Here is a 26,175-nt window from a genome sequence, read left to right as displayed (position 1 = left end):
CGAATCATTAGGACTGCCCCGCACCGACTTGTTCCGTACGCCCGATCAGCCCGAAGATACAGGCAAAGGTTACACTTTGGCGCAAAAAATGGTGGGCAAAGCCTGCGGTACCGATGGCATTCGCCCCGGCACCTACTGCGAACCCCGTATGACGACAGTGGGCTCTCAGGATACGACTGGCCCCATGACTCGCGACGAGCTAAAAGACCTGGCTTGTCTGGGTTTCTCTGCGGATTTGACCATGCAGTCGTTTTGTCACACGGCCGCCTACCCGAAACCCGTCGATATTGAAACTCAGCACACGTTGCCTGACTTTATTATGACCCGTGGTGGCGTATCGTTGCGCCCCGGCGACGGTATTATTCACTCGTGGTTGAACCGCATGTTGTTGCCCGACACAGTAGGCACCGGCGGTGACTCACACACCCGCTTCCCCATGGGCGTATCATTCCCAGCGGGTTCTGGTTTGGTCGCGTTCGCTGCGGCGACTGGCGTTATGCCATTAGACATGCCTGAGTCGGTACTGGTTCGCTTTAAAGGTGAAATGCAACCTGGTATCACCCTACGTGATTTGGTGCACGCCATCCCCTACTACGCGATTCAACAAGGTTTGCTCACCGTCGAGAAAAAGGGCAAGAAGAACATCTTCTCCGGCCGCATCCTCGAAATTGAAGGTCTGCGCCACTTAACCGTAGAGCAAGCCTTTGAATTGTCGGACGCATCTGCAGAGCGCTCAGCAGGCGGATGTACGATTGATCTGTCTGAAGAATCAGTCGCCGAATACCTGCGCTCTAACATTGTCTTGTTGCGCTCAATGATCGCCGACGGTTATGGCGACCCACGCACGCTTGAGCGTCGTGCACGCGCAATGGAAGAATGGCTGGCAAACCCATCGTTAATGCGGGCTGATGCCGATGCGGAATACGCCGCAGTCATCGAAATCGATCTGAACGAAGTCAAAGAACCCATCGTTTGTGCCCCTAATGACCCAGACGATGCACGTTTGCTGTCTGAGGTAGCTGGCGATTCGGTTAACGAAGTCTTCATTGGTAGCTGTATGACTAACATCGGCCACTTCCGCGCCGCAGGTAAGTTACTCGATGCGCATAAAGGCGCGATGGCAACTCGCTTGTGGCTGGCGCCACCGACCAAAATGGACGAGCACCAGCTGATGGAAGAAGGTTATTACAACATCTTCGGCCGCGCTGGGGCACGCATGGAAATGCCTGGCTGCTCGCTGTGCATGGGTAACCAAGCACGCGTAGCGCCAAATTCAACCGTTTTGTCGACCTCGACGCGTAACTTCCCGAACCGTTTAGGTGATGGTGCCAATGTTTACCTTACCTCTGCAGAGTTGGCGGCCATTGGTGCGATTCTAGGTCGCTTACCCACACCGGCGGAGTATCTGGAATACGCAGACAAGCTAGACTCGATGTCTTCAGAGATTTATCGCTACATGAACTTTGACCAAATGGCGTCGTTCCTGAAAAGCGCAGAAGACGGTAAGCGCATCGGCGCGGTTCAGATCGATCAAGTTGCTTAAGCCAAATGCAGCTGAACAAACCGCCTCTCGAGGCGGTTTTTTTATGCCTTAAAGCTTCGTTTACACTCGCGTAGCAAACGCTTTAAGTCCCTAACGCTAATGTATTGGGCTTTGTTAGGCTGATATTGATAAGCGCTATAGGTGTTTAAGAAGGCATTTGCCGCATTCGCTTTGTTCGAATTTGCCGCTGAGATGCGGCCTTGCAAGTGAGCGAGAGACTCACCGGGCTTGCGGTCAAAACCATGGCGACTCATCAAACTCAAAAAATCTACTAGTACTCGATCCTGCGGCGTAACATGTGGCCGCTCCGACAACCAGAGACGCAAGGCAAAGGGCAGCATGATCAGGGCCCAAGCACCAGCCAGAGCCAGCGCGTATTTCCATGGTTCATTGCCCTGAAACAGCCTCGTTAGCAGCGTCGATTGGGTATTGCGGTCAAAACCCAACACCCAACTTTGCCATTCATAACTCAGGGCATCTAGGCGCAAACGCATGGCGTTAATCAAAGCAATATTTTTAAAATGTAATGCCGATAGCGGGGTGTTCTCGAGGAAACTACCCTCCTCGGCCAGCGCTTGTTCGAGCCCATATTCAACGCGATCAGGCGCCACTGCCGCGGTCGGATCTACACGCACCCAACCCTGTCCTTCGAGCCAAACTTCAGACCAGGCATGAGCATCGTATTGGCGCACAACCACGGCACCCGAGACTGGATTCAACTCGCCACCTTGGTACCCAGTAACCACGCGCGCGGGAATTCCGGCGGCTCGCATCAGCTCGGTAAACGCGCCGGCGTAATGCTCGCAAAAGCCCCTTTGTGTGGAAAATAAAAATTCATCAACACCGTCTGGTCCCAATGTCGGCGGATTGAGAGTGTAATAAAATGGCTGCTCGCGAAAATACCGAAACACAGCGTCGATATAATCGCGATCGCTGGCTAACTCGCTTCTCCACTGCTGAGCTAAGGTACGTGTCTGTGAGTTTCGTCCGGAGCTGAGCTGCAATAATCGCGAGCGCTCAAGTGGACGGATCGCATCGAAACGATTATCTCGCGTTGCCAGCAAACGATACCGCGTGTCTGACTTTATGTCGGTGCTGGCAAATGCAGTGTTTGATCTTGCAATCAGCGCTTGCATCGACAGAGTTGCCGGTGTCTCAAGCACCGGCAACCAACGCTGTCCGGTAGGTTCCAGGGTGATAGTCACATCGATCTCTGGACTGAGATCGGGTAAGGAACGCCGAGGCTCTGGCATAGAGGCTCGCCAAGTCTCACCGACCTGGCGGTCCAGCACCAAAGCACGCCAATACAACTCCCGATTCGGTGGAACAGGGCCCGAAAATTCGGCGCGAAACGCCAAGGCTGCTGAGCGGCTTAAATTGGCAATATCGCCAGGGTTCATCCGATCACTAACCCCTGTGACACCGCCAGAGGATTGCAGTGGCACGGCCCAGAAGGGCTCCAAGCGCGGAAAAATAAAAAATAAGACCAACATCAATGGGATCGCTTGCGCTAATACAGTGCTCGACTGCTGCAAGGCGCGCCGCAATAGCCCAGGCTGTGTACCACAGTTAACCGCAACCAGTACGGCAGTAATCCACCAAACTTCAGCGATTCCAAGAAAGGTGGCAAACAAACTTTGACTGAATAAAAATTGCGCCGCGACGATAAAATACGCCACTAAGATCAAGATCAACGTGTCGCGCACCGCAACAAGCTCGGTGACTTTTAGGGCAAACGCTAATAACAATAGAGCCACCATGGGCTCGAGACCTTTCCAAGAACCCATGTCCCAACCCAAAGCGCCAACAGAGACAACCACCAACAGCACTTTAACCCAAGCTTTAGGGTAGTTCGCTCTACCCAAATACGCTCCGTAGCGCCAAGCACCCGCAAGCAAATACACGCCGATTAGCCAATTTGGTACAACCTCCAATAGGGGCACCAGTAGCACGGGCATCAGTCCGAAAATCATTAATAACACTGCGCGAGGAATTAACATTACGATGCCTCCTCAGCCAAACGGTACAAGGCCAAAGCTTGCAAGCACTGAGCGCGGTGCTCATGGCCGCGAGCCGGTGTGACCTGCTGATCCGGTAGCTGCAGACCAAATAACTTATCCTGCTCGGACAATATCAGCACCCTATGGCACATGGCGCTCAAGCGCTGCTCGATGGTCCCAGCGTAATGGTCCCACAGAACCCAGGATTCATTCTCTTGTTGCAAGGCCTGTTCTCGGGTTTGTAAGGGTTGTCCCTTCGCGAGCGTTGCCCAGTGAATATGCTTGCGATGATCTCCCGCTCGATAAGGTCGAAAGCCATCTAGTTCTTGCGTCGTGGTACTGCCGAGCGGGCGCGTCTCACCTTGCCCCGCCCCGTCAGTCATGATCACAGCATCAATGGGCCGCGGATACACCAAGGCTCGCGCATCAAGCCAGGCATAAGCCCAACACCGAAACAAACCAAAGGGCGCACTAGACGACAAAGTCAGCCTCTCGGGCTTATACCAGCCGCGATGAGTCGTGGGCTCTGACCAAAGCAACCTGACCAAGGTCTCGCCTACCGTAACAACGCTCTGACTGTCGCCATGCGTTGTGCGCACAGCGAGCTGCAAGGCGTGCTTGTTTTCGCCCGCTTGCAGCGCCAACTCAAACTGGGCAGTGCTTCCCGCAAATACCGAGGCGGTAGCGCGTGCTGAGAGCTGCAGACCGGCCATATTTTGATAGGTGTGCCAGGTGGCCAGCAAGAACACGGTCGCCAACCAAAACGTTAATCCGTAGATTAGGTTGTTCTGATAATTAATACCGGCTACTAGAAGCACCAACAACAACAGTAAGAACACGAAGCCGCCGCGCGTTGGCAGAATATAAATACTCTTTTGCGTCAGTGTAAGACTCGCCTGACGCGGACTTCGACTCGCAAAAAATTGTTGCCAGCGTGCCTGCCATCGAGTCCGCAGCGACGAGAACATGCTGCCGCTATGCCTGCCTTAATACGTTTACGGTGGCTAGCAGAGCACGCACGATTTGCCGACTGCCGCTAGCTGACCCCGCGGCCGGCACCAAGCGATGCCCTGCCACAGCCGGAAACACGGCCTGCACGTCATCTGGAAGGATATATTGCCGACCTTCAAGGTAGGCCCAGGCTTTGGATGCTTCAAGAAGCGCCAAAGCCCCTCGCGGAGACAACCCCAAGGCGCAGTCAGGATGATTACGGGTGGCTTGCACTAAACGACTCACATAATGCAGAACATCATCGGTCGCACTGACCTGACCCACCTTGGCTTGAAGTGCTTGCAAACCCTCGGTATCGGTCAAAGGGGTCATCGTCTTGGGCAGTTGTTGTCGGTCGCGCCCGACGACACGCTGAAACAAAGCGAGCTCTGAGTCCTTGTCGGGGTAGCCCAACGTCATTCGAATTAAAAAACGATCCAGCTGCGATTCAGGCAAAGGATACGTCCCCATTTGCTCACTGGGGTTTTGTGTGGCAATCACAATAAAGGGCTCGGGCAGAGCACGGGTTTCACCATCGATCGACACCTGCCCTTCGGCCATCGCTTCTAGCAAGGCGCTTTGTGTGCGCGGAGTGGCGCGGTTGATCTCATCAGCCAACAGCACCTGAGAAAATACGGGGCCTTGATGAAACTCAAACCGGTTTTCGCGCGCATCAAAGACCGACAAGCCTAAAATATCCGCAGGCAACAAGTCGCTAGTGAACTGTACCCGAGCGTATTGCAAACCAAGAGATTGTGCCAAGCTGTGGGCTAAAGTGGTTTTACCCATACCGGGTAGATCTTCAATCAGGATATGCCCACGGGCCAGGATGGCGCACAGGGCGAGCTTTATGGCCTCTGACTTACCCAGTAGACGCTGCGCGATGGCATCGTGAACCTCGGCGAGGATAGGATTAAGCATGTTACCTCTCTCATCACACTATCCTGCCAATATACACGATAAACCGTGCTTCAGATCATCCTGAATATCTTTTAGTGACTCCAAACCAACGGAGATACGGATTAAATTCTCAGTAATACCGGCCGCGTCCCGCTCTTGATCGCTCAGACGACCATGGGTCGTCGTCGCTGGATGCACGATCGTCGTTTTCGCATCGCCTAGGTTTGCCGTTAAGCTCAGCCAACGCACCCCATTTATGCAGGCCCAGGCCGCCTCACGCCCGCCTTTTACCGTAAAACTTAACACCCCGCCAAATCCGGTTTGCTGCGCAGCAGCTAACGCGTGCCCTGGGTGATTCTTTAAGCCAGCGTAGTTGACCGATGTCACCTGATCTTGCAGCAACAACCACTCGGCCAAGCCCTGAGCATTGGCACAATGGCGTTCCATGCGCAGGCTGAGAGTCTCTAATCCTTTCAGAAAGACCCAGGCGTTGAAAGGGCTCATGGTCGGCCCACAGGTACGCAAAAAAGCCCGAACTTCGGCCATATCTGCATGCGTACCCACAACAGCACCACCGAGTGTGCGACCCTGCCCGTCAAGGTATTTGGTGGCCGAATGAATCACCAAATCCGCGCCGTGCAGCAATGGCTGCTGCAGAGCTGGCGTGCAAAAACAGTTATCCACCGCCAAACGCGCACCAACACGTTTGGCCAAATTGGCAAAGGCACGAATGTCAGCTACGCGACACAAAGGGTTCGAGGGTGTTTCCAGAAACAGTAATTTGGTTTTCTCGTTGGCCGCGGCCTCCCACGCACCCATGTCGCCAAGAGGCAGGTAGTGGGTTTTCACACCGAACTTGACCATATACTTCGAGAACAGACCCGTGGTAGACCCAAACACATCGGCGGAGCACAATACTTCATCACCGGCTGACAAAAACGCCATGCAGGTAGCCAGTATGGCCGCCATGCCGGACGAGGTCGCAACCGCCTCTTCCCCACCTTCTAGAGCGGCCAAACGCGACTCGAATAGGTTCACCGTTGGGTTGGTGTAGCGAGCATATACCGGGCCCTCGGCCTCACCACGAAAGCGCGCTGCGGCATCTTCAGCACTATCAAAAATGTAGCTCGAGGTCAGATATATAGGCTCGCTATGCTCGCCGTGCTGGCTGCGCTCGAAACCAGCACGAATCGCGAGCGTCTCGGCATCGAATTCCGATGGGTCAAATTCAAACGACACGAGTTGCGCTCCTAGGATTGATCATCGTTATGAATACCAATTACCGAACGGCCCGCCGCCTCCGCTGCACGACGTTCTTCCTGGGCGGAATCGTTGCGGGCATTGTGCACAGATAACAAGTAGGCGTCATCAACATCGCCGGTGACGTAGTTTTTGTTAAATACCGAGCAGTCAAAGCCGTCAACTTGGGGGTTACCTTCCATCGAACATTTGATCAAATCGTCGAGGTTCTGAAAGACCAACCAATCAGCGCCGATGGCTTCACAGACTTCCTGTTCGGTGCGATTGTGCGCGATCAGCTCTTCCGCCGAGGGCATATCGATACCGTAAACATTTGGGTAACGTACCGGAGGACAGGCACTGGCAAAATAAACTTGTTTAGCACCGGCATCACGCGCCATCTGAATAATTTGGCGGCATGTTGTACCACGAACAATCGAGTCGTCGACCAACATGACCGTCTTGCCTTCAAACTCCAGAGGTACTGGATTTAACTTTTGGCGCACCGATTTTTTGCGCTCGTTTTGGCCAGGCATAATGAACGTTCGGCCGATGTAGCGATTCTTCATGAAGCCTTCGCGGAACTTAATACCCAATTCATGGGCCATCGCTTGGGCGGCAATACGGCTGGTATCCGGGATGGGAATCACCACATCAATCTCATGATCAGGACGCAAATCCATGACTTTTTTTGCCAGAGCCTCGCCCTGACGCATCCGAGTTTTGTATACCGAAATGCCGTCCATCATGGAATCTGGGCGAGCGAAGTACACGTGCTCAAAAATACAAGGCAACAGTTTAGGTTTAGCCGCACACTGCCGACGAAAGAGCTCGCCTTTTTCGGATATATAGACGGCCTCGCCCGGGGCTACGTCGTCAATGAGCTCAAAGCCAAGTACATCAAGGGCAACACTCTCCGAGGCCAGCATGTACTCCGTGCCTTCGGATGTCTCGCGCTGACCCAACACCAAGGGACGAATACCCCAAGGGTCTCTAAAGCCCACGATGCCGTAATTGACGATTAAAGCGATGGCGGCATAACCCCCTACACAGCGCCGGTGCACACCCGCCACCGCGGCAAAAATATCCTCTGCACTTGGGAACAATTGTCGCTGAACCTGAAGCTCATGCGCGAAGACATTCAACAACACCTCGGAATCACTGTCGGTGTTCAAATGACGCAAATCACTCTGAAACATCTCGTGAGTGAGCTTAGCCGAATTTGTTAAGTTACCATTGTGTGCCAAGGCGATACCGTAAGGCGAATTCACGTAAAACGGTTGGGCTAAGGCCGGACCACTGCTCCCGGCTGTTGGGTAGCGTACGTGGCCTATACCCACAGCACCACGCAAACGCTGCATATGATGCTGACGAAATACATCACGAACCAAACCTTCTGATTTGCGCTGGGTAAAACGGCCTTGGTAGGAAGTCATGATACCCGCGGCATCTTGGCCCCGGTGCTGAAGCACAGTTAATGCATCATAGATATCAGGCGCAACATCACGCTTGCCAACAATACCCGCTAATCCACACATAGTTGTTTCCCAATAATATTTTTAAGGTTCAGATGGTCGGCACGCGAGCATCTTGCAGTTGCGCCTGGCTCCAGTTCAACATCGTATCGATATGCGGCATAAGCACAGACTGATCCATAGCATCCTGCGTTTGCGGCGCGAGCAATTTTAGCGCGTAAGCCATGATAAGCAAAACAACAACGCCGCGGACAAGCCCAAAAGCTGAGCCTAAGATTCGATCAAAAAACGAAAGTCCCACTGCTTGGATCACCGATTGAAGCAGTCGACTCACCAAAGATGTCGCAATTAAAGTCGCCACCATGACACCCAAGAACGCAACGACTTGGCGAACCACATCGCCGCTGATCCAGTCACTTAGATAACTCGCCAGCCAAGGCGAATAACGACTGGCAAGAATAAAGCCAGCGATCCATCCGAGCAGCGACAGGGCCTCGCGAACAAACCCACGCCACAAACTCAAAAAAATCGACAAACCTAAGACACAGACAATGCCCCAATCGACCCAATTAAACGTTGTTGTATCGAGCATGCGTTCTCCTAGGGCCAATAGCGCACAATCAAGGATTTGACTGACAGTGCTTCATCCACCGCCGCCTTCACAGGCGCTAAGTCCCGTTTTTGATACTTCGGTCCCACATACACTCGGTATCGGATTCCCTCGGGACGATCGACCTCTACGACATAAGCCTTATACCCAAGTTCTTGTAATTTTAGGGACACCGAACGAGCATCGCTTTTGCGCGCCATGCTAACGACCTGCAGTGTGTAAGCAATTGGGCGCCCCTTGTCATCGAGTTCAATATCCTCGGGAGGCTCCGTCAAATCCTTGTTAGTGATGGCTGCAGCCGGTAAAGCCGTATCACCCGATAACAGCTCAGCAGTTTTGGCGGCATCTTCGGCAACATCGGGCTCGTCGGAATCTGCCTGAGGATTACGACTTGCATCGACCTCTATGGCTGGCCACTGAAACTCGCTTTCATCAACGGGGGTAAGCGGCTCGTAGGTCTCAACGCTCGGAACCTGAAGACGCTCAGCGGGCGTTTGCAGCGATTGGTCCACAAATATAATTGGCCAAAAAACCACGCCTAAGGCGGTTAAGACTAAAGCCCCTACTAGTCGTTGTCGCAACATCTTGGTCTTAATTCTCCGTTTGACGCGCCCAAACCTCAAACGCCGCTACGGTCGTAAACGACCCGATTATCAATAATAAGTCATCTTGTTGTGACTCTTGCCACATTGCCTCGCACGCGTGCGCAACAGTGTCGTAGCACTTAGCGCCTTGGCCCGTCCCGTTCTCCAAGACCGCTTTTAATTCGAGCGCCTTGGCGACTCTGGGATTGTGCGCCTGATTGGGCAAATACCAGTGGCTAATGGTATCCGCCGCTAACGCGAACATTGTACCAGTGTCTTTATCGATCATGGCAGAAAATACAGCGCGACAGGTCTTAGGGGCGAACCGCGCTTCAACAAATTCAGCCAAGGCTTTAATTGCAGCAGGATTATGAGCCACATCAACCAGCACAGTTCGATTTTGGAGATCACGAATCTCGCGACGACCGGGGACCTGCAGGCTTGTTAACACAGCAGATGCATTGCCAGGAAGACCATACCCCAGGCAGAGCAGAGCCTGCACGCCTGCTGCTAAATTCGAGGGTAATAAGGCGCTTCGAGGCAAGTTGATCAGATTGATGTGCCCTTCACTCGATTGCCATTTACCCGACCAACGAAAGGGATCAAACCGCAACTCGTAATCAGTATTGACGCGCACGGTCACTGCGCCTATGCGGTTTAACTCAGGCAACAGGGTCCTCGGCAAGTTCGATTCAGCGACGACACAGGGTGCTCCAGCACGCGCGACGCCAGCCTTTTCGATCGCGATAAGCTCTCTGGTGTCGCCTAAATAATCTTGATGATCAAGATCGATACTGGTAACGACTGCGACGTCGGCGTCAAAAATATTCACCGCATCTAAACGTCCACCAAGCCCCACTTCAAGTATCCAAACATCGACCTGGGCTTGCTGAAAAATAAACGCAGCCGCCAGTGCAGAGAATTCGTAATAGGTTAGCGAGATTTCACCGCGTGCCTGCTCAATTGCCTCAAAAGCGTCGACGATAGCCGCATCGCTAGCAAGCTCATCGTTAATCACGATCCGCTCGTTAAATGACACGATGTGGGGCGAGGTAAATACGCCAACCGCAACCCCCTGGGCACGCAACAAGGCGTTAACGGTCGCCACCGTCGAGCCCTTGCCGTTAGTTCCGGCAACCGTCAAAATTTTTCCCGCAGAACGCAAGCGCAGACGCGCCGCCACTTCGGCAGCGCGTTCAAGACTTAAATCAATGGGTTTCGAATGGGCGTGCTCTAAATGTTCGAGCCACGCCTCAAGCGTTTTCGCTGGCATCAGAGTCAACTAGCTCATCCGCAGTTGCGCTGCCCCGCGTGGAGGCCGAATGCGTCAGTTTTTGCAACAAGCCACCGAGCGTTTCGCGCATATCATTGCGATGCACGATCATGTCGATGGCACCATGTTCCAACAAAAATTCACTCCGCTGAAAACCTGGTGGCAATTTCTGACGAATAGTCTGCTCAATAATGTTGGGGCCAGCAAAACCTGCACGCGCATCAGGCTCAGCAACGTTAATATCGCCCAGCAACGCTAACGAGGCCGACACCCCACCATAAATAGGGTCTGTCATCACCGAAATGTAGGGAATACCCTCTTGCTTCATACGCTCGATAACAGCCGATGTTTTGGCCATCTGCATTAGAGAAATAAGCGCCTCTTGCATGCGTGCACCGCCCGAGGCGGAAAAGCATACCAAGGGCTGCTTTTGCTTGATGGCGATAGTCGCTGCACGAGTGAACTTTTCGCCCACCACGTAACCCATCGAACCACCGTGGAAATTAAACTCAAAGGCGACTGCAACCACGGGTAACGACAAAACTGTACCCTGCATCGCAATCAGAGCATCGCGTTCACCGGTCGATTTCTGTGCTGCACTGAGGCGATCTTTATAGCGCTTTTTGTCTTTAAACTTTAAGCGATCAATAGGCTCGATATCCGCTAAGATCTCTCGGCCACTGCCCTCGTCCAGAAACAATGCCAAACGACGTCGCGCGCCAATACGCATGTGGTGATCGCATTTAGGACAGACATCCGCGTTGCGCTCAAGCTCTGGACGATACAGCACCGCCTCGCATTTAACGCACTTTTTCCATAGGCCTTCCGGCACATTGGCTCGTTTTTCCGAGGTATCTTTGCGAACCCCCGTGGGCAAAATTTTATCTAGCCAGCTCATAGTCCCTCCGTAAGCGGCAAGTATACGCCGGTCCGGTAATGCATTAAAGCCTCGCTATACGCCACTGCGGATGTCGCCTAACAACGACACTGCCGCTTTAACTCGAGCTTCTATCGACTGCGACTCATCACCCAGAAGATTCACCAAAGCGCTTCCTACAACCACACCATCGGCTTCGGCACCCACACGCGCTGCCGATTCCGCGTCTTTGATACCAAAGCCGACTACGACAGGTAATTCGGTACCGGCCTTAATCTGCTTTACCTTGGCAGCCACCTCGTTGGTATTTAAATGCCCAGCGCCAGTCACACCTTTCAAAGAGACGTAATAAATGAATCCGCTGGCCTGCTGAATAATCAGTGGAATGCGCTCGTCTGGCGTAGTTGGCGCGATCAAGAAAATATTATCAATACCGACGCGCTTCAACTCGAGGTTCATCGCCGCGACTTCCTCGGGTGGCAGATCGACCGTGATAACACCGTCTACACCAGCCTCTGCGGCAGCATCAGCGAAGGCCGAATACCCCATATGCTCAATCGGATTAGCGTAACCCATGAGTATAATCGGCGTCTTGGCGTCTTGTGTCCGAAATTCAGCGGCCATGGCTAGGCATTTACGCAGACTGACAGAGTGCGCCAAGGCGCGTTCGTGCCCTTTTTGAATTGCAGGCCCCTCGGCCATAGGATCCGAAAACGGCACACCGAGCTCTAACATATCGGCACCAGCCGCTACTAGATCATGCATTAAACTGACGGTAACAGCTGGTTCTGGGTCACCCCCCACAACGTAGGGAATGACCGCTTTTTTACTTTCGGCAAGCAGCGACTGCCACTTTGCTTGAATTCGACTCAATTTATTTTTCTCCAAAAATGTCTGCGCCATCCACTTCGGCGACCGTAAAAATATCCTTATCGCCGCGACCTGATAAATTCACGATAATGCTTTGGTCGGGTGTCATGGTCGCCGCCAACTTTGCGGCGTATGCCAGTGCATGCGAGGTTTCCAATGCCGGCATGATCCCCTCGGTGCGAGTCACTTTGTGAAACGCTGCGAGCGCCTCGTCGTCATTTGCCACCACGTAGTTAACCCGTCCGATGTCTTTGAGCCACGAGTGTTCAGGCCCAACACCCGGGTAGTCCAACCCAGCAGATACCGAGTGCGTGTGCATGATTTGTCCGTCTTCGTCTTGCATCAGGTAAGTGCGATTACCGTGCAGGACACCCGGCGTCCCCGCCGTCAATGGCGCAGCATGCTCATTGGTCTCAACACCATGACCACCGGCTTCTACCCCGTAGATGGCAACACCTTCGTCTTCTAGGAAGGGATGGAATAACCCAATTGCGTTACTGCCACCGCCAACACAAGCCACCAAAGCATCGGGCAAACGTCCTATCTGATTCAAACTTTGCGCTCTCGCTTCGCGGCCAATAACACTTTGGAAATCGCGCACCAACATTGGGTAGGGATGCGGCCCTGCGACGGTACCAATAATGTAAAAGGTATCGTCAACGTTAGTGACCCAATCGCGCATGGCTTCGTTCATGGCGTCTTTTAGGGTTCTTGACCCTGAGGTGACCGACACCACGTTAGCACCTAGGAGACGCATTCGATACACGTTGAGTGCTTGGCGCCGGACGTCCTCCTCGCCCATGAACACATGGCATTCCATGCCCAAACGCGCCGCAATGGTAGCGCTTGCAACGCCGTGTTGACCCGCACCGGTCTCTGCAATGACACGTTTTTTACCCATGAATTTCGCAAGTAGCGCCTGACCCACCGTGTTGTTGACTTTGTGCGCACCGGTGTGATTCAAATCTTCGCGCTTAAAGTAAATACGTGCTCCACCGATTTCATCAGACCAGCGCTCGGCCTCGTACAAAGGCGAGGGGCGCCCCACAAAGTGCGCCAAATACGCATCAAATTCTTTCTGAAAATCCGGGTCATCTTTCAACTGGATGTAGACGCGTTCTAGGTCAGCTAGAGCCGACATCAGCGTTTCTGACACAAATTTGCCGCCATAGGGGCCAAAACGACCGTTGGCATCGGGCACCTGCGCATATACGCTTGGATCGATGGGTTTATTCATGGGGTTTTACCTTATCAAATGACTTTACCGCATTAACGAATGCGCGAACTTTCAGTGGGTCTTTTACACCTGAGCTAGACTCAACGCCACTGCTGACATCAACAGCACTTGGACGATAGTGCAACAAAGCCTTGCTGACATTCTCAGGCTTAAGACCGCCCGCTAGAATCCAGGGGCGATGCAATGACTCAGGCATGGCAGACGGGTCAATCTCGTGCCCTGTGCCGCCTGGGACACCATCAACCCAAGCGTCTAACAACAGGGATCTTGCGGTCCCAAACTCATTGATGGCAGTGATCACATCCTGAGCGTTTCGAACTCGAACCGCCTTCCAGTAGGGGTGTCCGATCGCACGACAAAACTCTGCTGTTTCGTTTCCGTGGTACTGAATGATGTCGGGTTGCACCTCGCCAATGATTTGCCTCACAGTCTCAGCTGACGCATCCACCACCAACGCGACCAAAGTCACCATCGGCGATATCGCCTCGCGTATCTGCTTGGCCCTTGCAATAGAGACTGCCCTGGGACTTGGCTCATAAAATACCAAACCGATGGCATCAGCGCCCTCAGACGCCACCATTAAGGCATCCTGTACCGAGGTAATTCCACAGATTTTGATTCGAGTAGCCAGGGTTTTCGCTCCAGAAAATTGGCGCGCATTATAACAGATTTAGGGAGTTGAGTCGCTAGCCCTAGGGCAAGAATATAGGCCCACCGACCGCATCTGGAAGCTGGTACTTGCGAGGGTAAGCGACTGAGGTCAAATACAAACCATCGGGAGGTGCGGTATCGGCTGCGACAGTTCGGTCTTTGCCCTGTAAAAGTTGAGCAATCCAGTCCATTGGCTTTAACCCACGACCTACCAAGCTTAATGAACCAGCGATATTACGTACCATATGGTGCAAAAACGCGTTGGCTCGAATCTCCATGACAACAAACGGGCCTCGACCGACAACACTGACCGCCTGTACTTCGCGAAAAGGCGTATTCGACTGGCAGCTGGCGGCGCGAAACGCCGAGAAGTCTTGCTCACCGATTAAACTCTGGGCCGCTTCATTCATTGTCTGGGAACACAGGGCATTGCGCGACCAAGTCACCTGCTTCAATAGTGAGGTAGGCCGCACTTCTTGAACACACCATACGTAGCGATAGGTTCTTTGTGTCGCTGAAAATCGAGCATGAAACTCATCAGGAACTGCACTTGCCCAATGAACCCGGACCGTAGGGGGCAACACCGCATTAGAACCAACCACCCAGGCCTTAAGACTTCTAGACACCGGCGCTTTAAACGACACAACTTGAGACGTCGCGTGCACACCAGCATCGGTCCGCCCCGCACAAGCCACACGGACATCGTGATTGGCAATTTGGCTAAGGGCAGCCTCTAGAGTTTCTTGGACCGTCTGATCAGTGCCACCTTGACGCTGCCACCCATGAAATAGACTGCCGTTGTACTCCACAGCTAATGCAAGAGACTGCCCTACAGCTAAAGGGGTGTCGCTAAAACTCACAGCAGAGTTGTAAGTAAGGCGTCAGCTTCACGTCGTTGCGCATCATTGCCTGTTTCGACCACATCTTCGAGAATGCTGCGCGCCGAGTCAAAGTCTTCCATATCGATGTACGCTCGCGCTAGATCAAGTTTCGCAGCGGGGGCGTCTTCACCCTCTGCCACAAATATTTCATCGTGTTCATCGTCGCTCGCAGTAGGGGCTGACTCAAGCTCGAATAAATCGCTTACGTCAACATCGTCATCGGCTTCATCCTCGGCGAGCGCAAAATCCGACAAATCGATCTCATCGGTCATATCCGCTGGACCACTTTTAAGATCCATATCAGAGAAATCCAGCGAATAGGAGTCGTCCTCTTCGTCTTCGCTTGGAGCGGCCGCGGCATCTGGCTGGATCGGAGCCTCGGCCTCAGCGTCATCCAAGAGATGCGACAGATCGAACTCTTCTAACAATTCATCGCTCGCCTCAGCAACAGCTGCTTGCTCATCGTGGTCAAGCATGATGTCATCCAGAGCATCACCATTTTGCGCCACTTGTTGTGCGGCTAACTCTCTCTCGCGAGCTCGCATTTCAGCCTCGCGTTCTTCACGCAAACGCGCTTGCTGCTGGGTTTGCAGTTGGTCGAAAAAGGCATCCACCTCATCAGGACCATCGCTTTGGGCTTCCTCTTCGGCATCGCTGTTGCGGTCAAAGGCGGCGTCGGCAGGAACGTCTGCAAGAACTTTAGCAACATCCTCCTCAAACTCCGACAAATCAAACTCACTGGCCTCGTCCGAGCCCACCTCTATCTCTTTGGCAGCAGCGCTTGCATCAGCTAGGTCAGCGGTATGTTCTTGCTCATGTTCCACTGCCGCATCATCCGCCGCATTATCTGTCGCTGCACCTGCACTAGCGGCACCTGCAGGGGGCTTTTCATCCAACAGACTGTCAAGGGCGTCGCCAAAGGGGCCAAACATTGAGGAATCGGCACCGAGATCAAAGACCTCATCGTTACTCCCGGACTGCTCTTGTTCGATGAAACCACCACGCATCATCAGCTCGTCAGCTCGAACCACGATGTCACGTGAACAGTTGTCCAATACGCCTTGGTAGGCGTTACGAGCGTCGTCTTCCCGACCCGCGTCTACCAACACCTCCACTAATTTCAATCGGCACTCATCAGCACTCGGATTCTTCTCGAGCGACCCCTGCAGTAAATCAATGGCTTGGCTGATGCGGCCGTAAGCGATATAAATATCAGCCTCGGCCAAGGCATCTTCGATATCCATGTCCGACGCGTATTCATTGGTCGCCGCTGTTGAACCTTTGAACGAATCTGTAACGTGAGACGGCAGATCGTCGTCGTTGGAATCGTGATCAATTTCCAGACCAGAGTCGCTGAGGCTTACGCCAGCGAAAACGTCATCGTCTAGACTATCGGAGAGATCTTCCAGATCATCCTCTTCGTTTAATGACGAGCTACGACGGCGTTGCCAATATAAACCCAAAGCGGCTAACAAGGCGGCAAGACCCACCCCGCCGGCAATCATAGAAATAGACAATCCCTCGGACTTTGTCGGAGCCGCTGTGCTGACCTCGGGTACGGCTTTTACGGCTGGTGCATTCAAATCGACTACGGTCGCGGGTGCTTTGCTCTCCGTCTCCGTCGCTTTCACCTCAGCCTGAGTTGCTTGCGCCGTCGTTTCTTGCGGCGGCTTCGCTGTCGTCTGTTGCTCTGCGACAGGCGCTGAGTCCTTGTTCCCAAGCGCATCACGCAAAAGCGCGATCTGCTCATCTTTGGTTTCGATAATCGCCTGCATTACCGCCAGCTGATCTTCGACGCTGGCTAATTGTTTTTGCAGCTGGGCGAGACGTTCATCGTTGACGGCAAACCCAGAATCACTCGTTTCACTCGCCGAGCGATCCTTTGTCGCAACAGTGCCGGCCGATTCGGAATCAGTATCGACGCTATCGGCCGCAATACGCAGTTTGGCTGCGGGTTGTGATACACGCCCTGCTCGCCAATCTTGATTCTGACGCCGAATGTTCGCCAACACCACTTCACTATCGCTCAAACTTGCATCAAGCTCGGTCGGTAAATAGACCACACGCCCGGCTTTCAGTAAATTGATGTTGTTGTTGATGAACGCGTCTGGGTTTTGGCGCTGAATTTCAAGCATCGTCGCTTGCACCGACGAGCCGGGAAGTTTCGCCTCCAGAGCGATTTCCCAGAGAGTTTCATTGGGCTTGACTCGATAGTTCTGGCCGGTCTGCGGTCGATCAGTAATGCTTTCTTCGCCTGTGGCTCTCGAGGTGGTTGTTGACTGGCGAGACGGCGCCGCACCTTGATCTTGTGAACGATCAGCGCTAGTCACTACATCGGTGGCCGAGATAACAATGCCGTCATCAAACACTGGAGGATCCAGCAACAGTGTGTACTCGCGCAGCAAACGACCGCTGGGCCATTTCGTTTCTAATACGAAATCGAGATAGGGTTCTCTGACAGGCTCGCGTGTCGTCACCGCGACATAGCTTTCACCGCCGGTATCCACAACAACCTGAAAATTAATGCCCGTTAAGAAAAAATTGCGTTCAATGCCAACGCGCTCAAAGTCTTTATCTGATGCAAGCTTAACCAAAATTTGTGTCGGCAACAGACCTTCGGTATTTAGAATTTCAATTCGGGCGTTGAGAGGTTCATTTAGGTAGGACTCGAGCTCAATATCACCGAGTCCTAGTGCCGAAGCAAATTGTGTCTTAAATGCAGTCGCCGCAAGCGCAATAGCGAGCAATTTTCGCTTCATAATGAATGCCTTTTTTACCGCCAGTCTAGCTGTGTCAGTGGCCTTGGTATGTTTTTTAACGTCTTGGACGTGCTCGTTTTGCTTAGAAACAACTTAGCACGTCACTAAAGTATCATTTATAAATGCTCTTTGATCAAGAGCTCAGCAATTTGAACACTATTCAATGCCGCGCCTTTTCGAACATTATCGGCCACAATCCACAAATTAAAACCACGCGGATGTGAAATATCCTCACGCATGCGACCGACATAAACTGGATCCTGCCCAGCCGCTTCAGTTACGGCTGTCGGGTAACCCCCTGCCTCACGCTCATCCATAACGACAACACCGGGCGCGCTTTCCAGCAATGCTCGAGCGTCTTCAAGCGTTAGCTTGTCACGAGTTTCGATGTGGACCGCCTCTGAGTGACCGAAAAATACAGGAATACGAACACAAGTAGGATTCACCACAATCGCGTCGTCTTCAAAGATTTTCTGGGTCTCCCAGACCATTTTCATTTCTTCACGAGTGTAGCCATTGTCTTGGAAAGTATCGATGTGTGGCAAGGCGTTAAACGCGATTTGCTTAGGATAAACCTCTGCGTCCGCGGCTTGTCCGTTTAATAGCTTAGCGGTTTGCGTCGCCAGCTCCTCAATGGCTTCTTTACCCGTACCTGAAACAGCCTGGTAGGTGCATACATTGATACGCTCAATACCGACCTTGTCATAAATGGGCTTTAACGCCACCAACATCTGAATCGTTGAGCAATTGGGGTTAGCAATAATACCGCGATTAGTATAGCCGGCAATCGCGTGCGGATTCACTTCAGGCACAACCAGTGGGATATCTTCGTCGCGGCGAAAGTGTGAAGTGTTATCGATAACCACACAGCCTGCCGCTGCCGCCTTCGGGGCGTATTCTTCAGAGATGCTGCCACCGGCAGAAAACAAGCCAATTTGCGCTTGACTGAAATCAAATTCAGCCAAATCGGTCACCGTAACGCTGCGGCCCTTAAAACGAATGGTCTTACCCGCCGAGCGGGCGCTCGCTAGTGCGTACAGGTTGTTCACCGGAAAATTGCGTTGCTCGAGTATCTCGATCATGGCTTCCCCTACAGCACCTGTAGCACCGACAACCGCGACATTAACTCCTTGACTCATGCTCATCCTACCTTACAGAACGTTTTCAAGTGCCGCGCGAACCGCCGCACCCATAGTTGATGTTGAAACTGATTCCTCGCCCGCTGCGGCAATATCACCCGTGCGGTAACCCTGATCCAAAACCACACCGACAGCGCGCTCTATGGCGTCGGCCGCTTGCGGTTCATTCAAACTGTAACGATACATCATCGCCGCCGACAAAATCGTCGCCAGGGGATTTGCAATACCCTGTCCTGCAATATCGGGGGCCGAACCGTGACAAGGTTCATACATGCCGCGACCTGCCTGATCCAGAGACGCCGATGGCAACATACCGATGGAGCCTGTGAGCATTGCTGCCGCATCGGATAAAATATCGCCAAACATGTTGCCGGTAACCATGACATCAAACTGCTTTGGAGCACGAATAAGCTGCATCGCCGCGTTGTCGACATACATGTGGCTCAGCTCGACATCGGGGTAATCTTTTGCCACCTCGTTCACGACTTCGCGCCACAGCATGGTGGCTTCTAACACGTTCGCCTTGTCAACTGAGCACACGCGGCTACCACGTTTGCGAGCCAAGTCAAAGGCCAGCACCGCGACTCGGCGTATTTCGCTCTCGGTATAGACATAAGTATTGTAACCTCGACGCTGACCATCGTCGGTGGTATCAAAACCACGTGGCTGTCCGAAGTAAATACCACCGGTGAGCTCCCTCACAATCAGCAGATCCAAACCAGCGACCAGATCAGGCTTTAAGCTTGAAGCACTCGCGAGTTGTGGATACAAGATTGCGGGGCGAAGATTACCGAATAGCTGCAAATCCGAACGTATACCCAACAAGCCTTTCTCGGGGCGAATAGCGCGATCCAAACCATCCCATTTCGGACCACCTACAGCACCCAAAATAATCGCGTCCGCTTGATGCGCTTTTTGCGCGGTCGATTCCGGATAAGGCACGCCCTCGGCATCGATAGCGGCGCCACCCAGAAGCGCATGTTCGAGGCTCATCTCGATACCCAGTTTTTGATTTACCAGTTCAATCACAGCGACGGTTTCCGCCATAACCTCTGGGCCAATACCATCACCTGGTAAAACAAGTACTCGATGTGTCACGGTGTTTCCTCTACTTTATTACGTCAAACAACCACGGCGATTGGGCTCGCCATTTCTCTTCAAATGCATGGATCGCGGGCGCCTGCTCAAGCGTCAAACCAATATCGTCTAAGCCCTTGAGCAAGCAGTCTTTGCGAAACGCATCGACTTCGAACTCATACACGGTGCCACTGGGCGTAGTGACGGTTTGAGCCTGCAAATCAATCGCTAGACGATAACCTTCGCTAGCGTACATCTCGTCAAATAATGTCGATACGATATCCGCGTCTAAAACGACAGGTAACAAGCCGTTTTTAAAACAGTTGCTGTGAAAAATGTCCGCAAAACTTGGCGCAATAATGGCTCGAAAGCCGTAGTCAGCGAGCGCCCACGGCGCGTGCTCACGTGACGAACCACATCCAAAATTCGCCCGAGTCAGTAAGATCTCGGCACCCTGGTATCGCGCAAAATTCAGCGGAAAATCAGGATTTAGCGGTCGCTGACTGTTGTCCGAATCAGGCTGACCTTCATCCAAATAACGCAGTTCGTCGAATAAGTTGGGGCCAAAGCCCGAGCGCTTGATCGATTTCAGAAATTGTTTCGGGATAATCACATCGGTATCGACATTGGCTCGATCCATTGGGGCCGCTAGGCCATTTAAAGCTCCGAATGGTTTCATGCTCGACCTCCAAACTCTCGCACATCAACAAAATGCCCGGCAATCGCAGCCGCTGCCGCCATACCCGGGCTCACTAGGTGCGTGCGCCCGCCGATACCCTGCCGCCCTTCAAAATTGCGATTCGAGGTGCTCGCGCAATGTTCGCCAGAACCCAATTTGTCTGCGTTCATCGCCAAACACATAGAGCAACCGGGTTCTCGCCATTCAAATCCGGCTTCGATCAGAATGGTGTGTAGGCCTTCTCTTTCAGCTTGTGCCTTAACCTCACCGCTACCGGGCACGACCATGGCTTGTTTGACGTTTGCCGCGACTTTTCGACCCTTCGCTACCGCCGCCGCTTCGCGGATATCCTCGATGCGTGAATTGGTGCACGAACCAATAAACACACGATCCAGTTTGATATCGGTGATTGCCTGTCCACCTTGCAGCCCCATGTACTCAAGCGCTCGCTTGACACTGGTTTTACTCACCTCGTCGGCTTGGGCTTCGACGGTAGGCACAGAGGCATCAACAGGCAAGACCATTTCTGGAGAAGTACCCCAGGTCACTTGCGGCTTGATATCCTCAGCCCTTAGCACGACCTCACGATCAAATACCGCATCAGCATCAGAGTGCAGCGTGCGCCAGTAGGCTTCAGCCTGATCCCACAGTGCACCGCTTGGCGCGTAGGGACGGCCTTTCACATAATCTAAGGTCACTTGGTCAACCCCTACCATGCCCATTCGAGCGCCCGCCTCGATCGACATATTGCACAACGTCATGCGCCCTTCCATGCTTAACGCCTGCACCGCACTACCGGCGAATTCGATGGCATAGCCCGTGCCACCTGCAGTTCCAATCGTGCCAATAATCGCCAAGGCCATATCCTTGGCTGTAACACCCGCAACGAGCTGCCCTTCGACTCGGACACGCAAGTTCTTCATTTTACGTTGGATCAAACACTGTGTGGCCAACACGTGTTCGACCTCTGAGGTACCGATACCATGGGCAAGCGCGCCCAAAGCACCGTGTGTTGACGTATGGGAGTCGCCGCAAACCACGGTCATACCCGGCAGGGTCGCACCGGTCTCGGGCCCCACCACGTGCACAATTCCTTGGCGCACGTCGTTAATCGGTATTTCGACAATATCGAATGCCTCGCAGTTATCGTCTAGCGTTTGAACCTGCAAGCGCGACACAGGGTCAACGATACCTGCCACACCGCCCGCACGCTCTTCGGCATCGGTCGGCACATTGTGATCAGGCACAGCGAGGTTGGCATCTCGACGCCAAGGCTTGCGCCCAGCAATGCGCAAGCCTTCGAAAGCTTGCGGCGAAGTCACCTCATGAATGAGATGACGATCGATATAAATCAGCGCGGTGCCGTCATCGCGCAGCTCGACTAGGTGGCTCTCCCACAACTTGTCGTATAAAGTCTTGCCTGCCATACCTTTCCCCTATTTCAAACCAGCGCGCAAGTCTATGCCTAAGCGCTTATTTTCTCAATTCTGATGGGCTTTTTTGACCGCATTTCTTCAAAAGATTCCCATTTTTACACCCTCACTCAAGGCCTGTCCCCAATCGCGGGCGTAGGCCAAGCTAGTCTCGCTAGGCTCACCCAGTAAAATTTCAGTCGGAGCCATTAACCTTAGGGGAAATCCTTTGGCAACTCGCTCGAACTGAGCAAGCGCGCCTCGCCCATCATTGCCGGCGCAAATTAACATCGCGGCCAAAGCCACTCGTTCTTGCTCGTAAAACGGGTAGAGTGTTCGATCCAAAAACGCCTTGAACTCACCAGCAAGACTTGCCGAATTTTCCGCGCCTACCAGTAACACTGCATCGGACTCAAGCCAGACGTCTACCCCGGCATCAAGCGCGCGAAACACAGCGCACTGGGCTGCGGTTTTCACGCCCCGCGCTACCTGCTGTGCAATGAGGGCGCTACGCCCCGACTGCGAGTGGTACACGACACTGATCATGAACCGCGATGGCGCAGCGTCCACGCCTGATGAATTTTCGGATTGCGTTCGAAGTCTGGATCCAAGGTCTGCGCACTGATGTCGCGAACCTCATAAGTCTCTGCCAGCGTGTCGTCTAACTTAAATCCGCGACGATTGTTCGAAAAGTACAAAACGCCCGAAGGTTCAAGCACGGCCATGGCCGCATGCACTAAACTGACTTGATCGCGCTGAACATCAAAGCTTTGGTCGGTTTTTTTAGAGTTTGAAAACGACGGCGGATCCAACAAGATTAAATCAAAACGCTCTTTCGTCGTCCCCAGCCAAGCCGACACATCGGAACGCACGATCGCATTCGTTGCTTCTGCCAGACCATTAAGAGCCAAATTTTCGCGGTACCAAGCCGTATAGGTATTCGATAAATCGACACTCACCGTGCGTTTCGCGCCCCCTAAGGCCGCGTGAATACTCGCCGTACCGGTATAACAGAACAAATTTAAAAAGCGCTTACCTTTGGCCTCGGCCGCAATGCGCGCGCGCATGGGACGATGATCCAAAAACAAGCCGGTATCGAGATAATCCTGCAAATTCACCAGAAGCTTGGCTTTTCCTTCTCGTACAACCTGCTTGCGCCCTTGGCTGCTGTGCTTCTCGTATTGTGATTGGCCGCGTTGGCGTCGCCGTTGTTTTACCGAAATCTGCGACGGTGCAACGTTAAATTCGACACACAAGGCATGAATGGCGTCCTCAAGGCGCGCTATAGCCGCTTCCTCGTCAACGTGTTTGGGCGCTTGATACTCAGCTAGATGTAACTTCCCATCATACACATCAACGGCTACCGAGTACTCCGGCATATCCGCATCATACAGTCGATAACATTGTGTTTGAGTCTGCTTTAACCACCCTTTCAATCGCTTTCTATTCTTGCGAATACGATTCAAAAACATCTGCCCGCCAGCCGTGAGTGTGCCTTCAGACGCTTCAATGCTCGAAGCTTTATCGCCTTGGACCTCTTGGGCAGTTTGCTGCGCTGCGCCTAAGTCCTTCCAGCGGTTATCCTCTCCCAGCGTAAATAGGGCTAAGTGGACCGCTAGAGCACCGTTGTACAGAATATATTGCTTGTGACTGCGAAGCCCTACCGCTTTCGATTGCGCAACCTCACCCGCTAAGACCGCCAGCTCCCAGCCCGCAAATTCTCGGCTGGCGCGCTCACCAAGCTGATTGTACAAATAGCGCAATGCGGCCGCCTCACCCAGGCGCTCACCGTAGGGCGGGTTACAGACAACCAAGCCTTTGTTTAAGGGCCGATGCGTAGGCTTAGCCAACTTGGCTAAGGGCTTTACGGACACTCGCACGTAATCCGAAAGCCCCAAGGCCTCGATATTTTCCTCAGCAGCGCGAACGGCACGAGCGTCGGCATCGTACCCTCGAATTTCGATATCCTGCAGACGCTGTTTGCCCGCAGCGGCTCGCTTTTCAGCCTCTGATTTTAGAATGCGCCACTGCTCTGGTATGAAATCTGGAAGACGCTCAAAACCGCAGCGCTTGCGGCGCAACCCGGGTGCCATATCAGCTGCCATCATTGCACCTTCGATCAATAAGGTACCGGTGCCGCACATCGGATCAACCAAGGCCCCTTGTTCCTCAACGAGCTTAGGCCACCCCGCTCGCATCAAAATAGCGGCCGCCAGCGTTTCTTTCAAAGGCGCAGCCCCACTTCTTGTCCGATATCCTCGCCAATGTAAGCTCCCGTCACCGTAATCAATTCCAACACTGAGCCCCTGCGGCTTTAGGTGACAGTTAAAACGAATATCGGGCGACTTACGATCGACATTAGGCCTCGCTCCCAAGGTCGTGGACAAGCGGTCCACAATGGCATCTTTGACCTTTTGGGCGCTGAATTGAGTGTTGCGTAAAAATTCGTTGGTACCGTGAAAATCAACCGACATGCTTTGATTCGGACGAATCCAGGCCTGCCAGTCTTGTTGCACTAATTGCTCGTACAGCTCATCTGCTGTTTTGACGGAAAACTCACCCAACAAGCGTATCACACGATTCGCAACACGGCTCCAAAGCACCATGCGCAAACCAAACACCTGAGGCGCCTGAGCATAAACTCCTGCGACAACTTCACGTGTATTGTCGCCCCCCAAGCTTTGAATCTCAGCAGCCAACACGGGCTCAAGCCCTTTGGCACAACTCACAAACCATTCGAGTGGCGTATTTGCAGATTTTTCGGGGGTATGCATGGGTAATCTCGGCGAATCAAGACGCCATTGTAACAGCGAATGTCCAGTAGCGCGCGCACGCGCATCCGACATAACTCATTATTTACACAATAAATACCGGCTATTGCCGTCGCGCCAATGCTGATGTTTTAACGCAAAAACTGGTAGCCTTGGTGTTTTGAATAGGAGATTACTATGACTGGCGCTTTCCACCCCCCTTTACGTACTTTAATGGGCCCAGGCCCTTCCGACGTACCGCCGCAAGTCCTTGAGGCTTTGGGGCGTCCGACGATTGGCCACCTAGATCCCCAGTTCGTCACCTTAATGGACGATATAAAACGTTTATTGCAGTACGTTTTTCAAACTGACAACGCACTGACATTACCCATCTCAGCGCCAGGCTCGGCGGGTATGGAAGCGGCCTTTGTTAACCTAATTGAGCCCGGCGACAAAGTCATTGTGTGTCAGAACGGTGTATTTGGCGGGCGCATGAAAGAGAACGTCGAGCGCTGTGGTGCCAGCGCGATCATGGTAGAAGATACTTGGGGTACCGCGGTGTCCTTGGATAAAGTGGAACAAGCGTTCTTTGAAAACGACAACATCAAGGCACTGGCTTTTGTGCATGCAGAGACCTCTACAGGGGCTCGTAGTGATGCCAAAGCGCTCGCAGCAATCGCTCAAAAGCATAACGCCTTGGTCATCATGGATACGGTCACGGGGCTTGCTGGAATCCCCGTAGAGGTAGATACCTGGGGCATTGACTGCGCCTATTCGGGCACGCAGAAGTGTCTGTCTTGCACGCCAGGCATTGCACCCATCACCTTCAGTCAACGAGCACAAGACGTCATTGCCAACCGCAGCACCAAGGTGCAAAGCTGGTTTTTAGACATGCAACTCATCATGGGCTACTGGGGCGCCAATACAAAGCGTGCCTATCACCACACCGCGCCCGTAAATGCGATGTATGCGCTACACGAGTCATTACGCCTGGTCGAGGCCGAAGGTCTCGCTGCCGCGCATGCGCGTCATGCACTGCACCACAAAGCCCTTGTTGCAGGATTAGAAGCCATGGGACTGAGCATGGCCGTTGCAGCAGACGTTCGCCTTCCCCAGCTCAATGCGGTCAACATACCCGAGGGCGTCGATGACGGTGCAGTACGAGCCGCGCTGTTAGAGCAATTCGATCTAGAAATTGGCGCTGGCTTGGGCGCACTTGCAGGAAAAAC

Annotated in this window: 22 protein-coding genes; 2 read left to right on the top strand and 20 right to left on the bottom strand. The window is 53.1% G+C overall.

The window, feature by feature from the left end; translation table 11 throughout:
- Positions 1-1,543, top strand: a 1,543-nt coding sequence (locus ACTF5Z_RS05060) for a bifunctional aconitate hydratase 2/2-methylisocitrate dehydratase (protein WP_438984743.1), incomplete at its 5' end; no start/stop codon positions are given.
- A gap of 41 nt (positions 1,544-1,584) precedes the next feature.
- On the opposite strand, the gene ACTF5Z_RS05055 is transcribed toward ACTF5Z_RS05060, so the two are convergent.
- The 20 genes from ACTF5Z_RS05055 to rlmKL all read right to left on the bottom strand — a co-directional run bounded on the left by ACTF5Z_RS05055 (position 1,585) and on the right by rlmKL (position 24,970).
- Positions 1,585-3,543, bottom strand: coding sequence for a transglutaminaseTgpA domain-containing protein (locus ACTF5Z_RS05055; protein ID WP_438984742.1), 1,959 nt, complete (start codon positions 3,541-3,543; stop codon positions 1,585-1,587).
- The gene (locus tag ACTF5Z_RS05050; protein ID WP_438984741.1) at positions 3,543-4,382 is read right to left on the bottom strand and encodes a DUF58 domain-containing protein; all 840 of its coding nucleotides are present in this window, start codon (positions 4,380-4,382) and stop codon (positions 3,543-3,545) included. The genes ACTF5Z_RS05055 and ACTF5Z_RS05050 overlap by 1 nt, the downstream gene beginning before the upstream one ends.
- 136 nt (positions 4,383-4,518) lie before the next feature.
- Positions 4,519-5,454, bottom strand: coding sequence for an AAA family ATPase (locus ACTF5Z_RS05045; protein ID WP_438984740.1), 936 nt, complete (start codon positions 5,452-5,454; stop codon positions 4,519-4,521).
- Between the two features lie 18 nt (positions 5,455-5,472).
- Complete coding sequence (locus ACTF5Z_RS05040) at positions 5,473-6,672, bottom strand: O-succinylhomoserine sulfhydrylase (protein ID WP_438984739.1); 1,200 nt, start codon at positions 6,670-6,672, stop codon at positions 5,473-5,475.
- Positions 6,673-6,683: 11 nt separating this feature from the next.
- Positions 6,684-8,210: an amidophosphoribosyltransferase gene (purF, locus tag ACTF5Z_RS05035; protein ID WP_438984738.1), complete on the bottom strand. Its 1,527-nt coding sequence runs from the start codon at positions 8,208-8,210 to the stop codon at positions 6,684-6,686.
- Positions 8,211-8,238: 28 nt separating this feature from the next.
- Complete coding sequence (locus ACTF5Z_RS05030) at positions 8,239-8,739, bottom strand: CvpA family protein (protein ID WP_438984737.1); 501 nt, start codon at positions 8,737-8,739, stop codon at positions 8,239-8,241.
- Positions 8,740-8,747: 8 nt separating this feature from the next.
- Entirely contained in the window at positions 8,748-9,341 is a 594-nt protein-coding gene (locus ACTF5Z_RS05025; RefSeq protein WP_423849547.1) for an SPOR domain-containing protein, read from the bottom strand.
- A gap of 7 nt (positions 9,342-9,348) precedes the next feature.
- On the bottom strand, positions 9,349-10,614 hold the full coding sequence (locus tag ACTF5Z_RS05020; protein WP_438984736.1) for a bifunctional folylpolyglutamate synthase/dihydrofolate synthase: 1,266 nt from the start codon (positions 10,612-10,614) through the stop codon (positions 9,349-9,351).
- Positions 10,595-11,512 carry an acetyl-CoA carboxylase, carboxyltransferase subunit beta gene (gene accD / locus ACTF5Z_RS05015; protein ID WP_009575481.1) on the bottom strand — a complete coding sequence of 306 codons (918 nt, stop codon included), beginning with the start codon at positions 11,510-11,512 and terminating at the stop codon, positions 10,595-10,597. Before accD ends, ACTF5Z_RS05020 begins: the two co-directional genes overlap by 20 nt.
- A gap of 54 nt (positions 11,513-11,566) precedes the next feature.
- Positions 11,567-12,364 (bottom strand): tryptophan synthase subunit alpha, encoded by a 798-nt coding sequence (trpA, locus tag ACTF5Z_RS05010; protein ID WP_438984735.1) that lies wholly within the window; start codon positions 12,362-12,364, stop codon positions 11,567-11,569.
- Position 12,365: 1 nt separating this feature from the next.
- Positions 12,366-13,598, bottom strand: a complete 1,233-nt coding sequence (trpB, locus tag ACTF5Z_RS05005; RefSeq protein WP_423849551.1) for a tryptophan synthase subunit beta — start codon at positions 13,596-13,598, stop codon at positions 12,366-12,368.
- Complete coding sequence (locus tag ACTF5Z_RS05000; protein WP_438984746.1) at positions 13,591-14,211, bottom strand: phosphoribosylanthranilate isomerase; 621 nt, start codon at positions 14,209-14,211, stop codon at positions 13,591-13,593. The genes trpB and ACTF5Z_RS05000 overlap by 8 nt, the downstream gene beginning before the upstream one ends.
- A gap of 79 nt (positions 14,212-14,290) precedes the next feature.
- Complete coding sequence (gene truA, locus ACTF5Z_RS04995; RefSeq protein ID WP_438984734.1) at positions 14,291-15,109, bottom strand: tRNA pseudouridine(38-40) synthase TruA; 819 nt, start codon at positions 15,107-15,109, stop codon at positions 14,291-14,293.
- Positions 15,106-17,889, bottom strand: a complete 2,784-nt coding sequence (locus tag ACTF5Z_RS04990) for a FimV/HubP family polar landmark protein (RefSeq protein WP_438984733.1) — start codon at positions 17,887-17,889, stop codon at positions 15,106-15,108. Before ACTF5Z_RS04990 ends, truA begins: the two co-directional genes overlap by 4 nt.
- Before the next feature lie 116 nt (positions 17,890-18,005).
- Complete coding sequence (locus tag ACTF5Z_RS04985; RefSeq protein WP_438984732.1) at positions 18,006-19,028, bottom strand: aspartate-semialdehyde dehydrogenase; 1,023 nt, start codon at positions 19,026-19,028, stop codon at positions 18,006-18,008.
- A 12-nt stretch (positions 19,029-19,040) separates the two neighbouring features.
- Positions 19,041-20,126, bottom strand: a complete 1,086-nt coding sequence (gene leuB / locus ACTF5Z_RS04980) for a 3-isopropylmalate dehydrogenase (RefSeq protein WP_438984731.1) — start codon at positions 20,124-20,126, stop codon at positions 19,041-19,043.
- A 10-nt stretch (positions 20,127-20,136) separates the two neighbouring features.
- Positions 20,137-20,784 (bottom strand): 3-isopropylmalate dehydratase small subunit, encoded by a 648-nt coding sequence (gene leuD, locus ACTF5Z_RS04975; RefSeq protein WP_423850152.1) that lies wholly within the window; start codon positions 20,782-20,784, stop codon positions 20,137-20,139.
- Positions 20,781-22,211, bottom strand: coding sequence for a 3-isopropylmalate dehydratase large subunit (gene leuC, locus ACTF5Z_RS04970; protein WP_438984730.1), 1,431 nt, complete (start codon positions 22,209-22,211; stop codon positions 20,781-20,783). The genes leuD and leuC overlap by 4 nt, the downstream gene beginning before the upstream one ends.
- Before the next feature lie 87 nt (positions 22,212-22,298).
- Positions 22,299-22,673 carry a flavodoxin gene (locus ACTF5Z_RS04965; protein WP_438984729.1) on the bottom strand — a complete coding sequence of 125 codons (375 nt, stop codon included), beginning with the start codon at positions 22,671-22,673 and terminating at the stop codon, positions 22,299-22,301.
- Between the two features lie 65 nt (positions 22,674-22,738).
- On the bottom strand, positions 22,739-24,970 hold the full coding sequence (rlmKL, locus tag ACTF5Z_RS04960; RefSeq protein WP_438984728.1) for a bifunctional 23S rRNA (guanine(2069)-N(7))-methyltransferase RlmK/23S rRNA (guanine(2445)-N(2))-methyltransferase RlmL: 2,232 nt from the start codon (positions 24,968-24,970) through the stop codon (positions 22,739-22,741).
- A gap of 174 nt (positions 24,971-25,144) precedes the next feature.
- Between rlmKL and ACTF5Z_RS04955 the strand changes: the two genes are divergently transcribed.
- On the top strand, positions 25,145-26,175 hold a 1,031-nt coding region (locus ACTF5Z_RS04955; RefSeq protein WP_438984727.1), incomplete at its 3' end, for a pyridoxal-phosphate-dependent aminotransferase family protein.

It is taken from the genome of Aequoribacter sp. (assembly GCF_965659035.1).
In the GTDB taxonomy this organism is placed as follows: Bacteria; Pseudomonadota; Gammaproteobacteria; order Pseudomonadales; family Halieaceae; genus Aequoribacter.
This window is presented reverse-complemented; position numbering and strand designations above follow the sequence as displayed.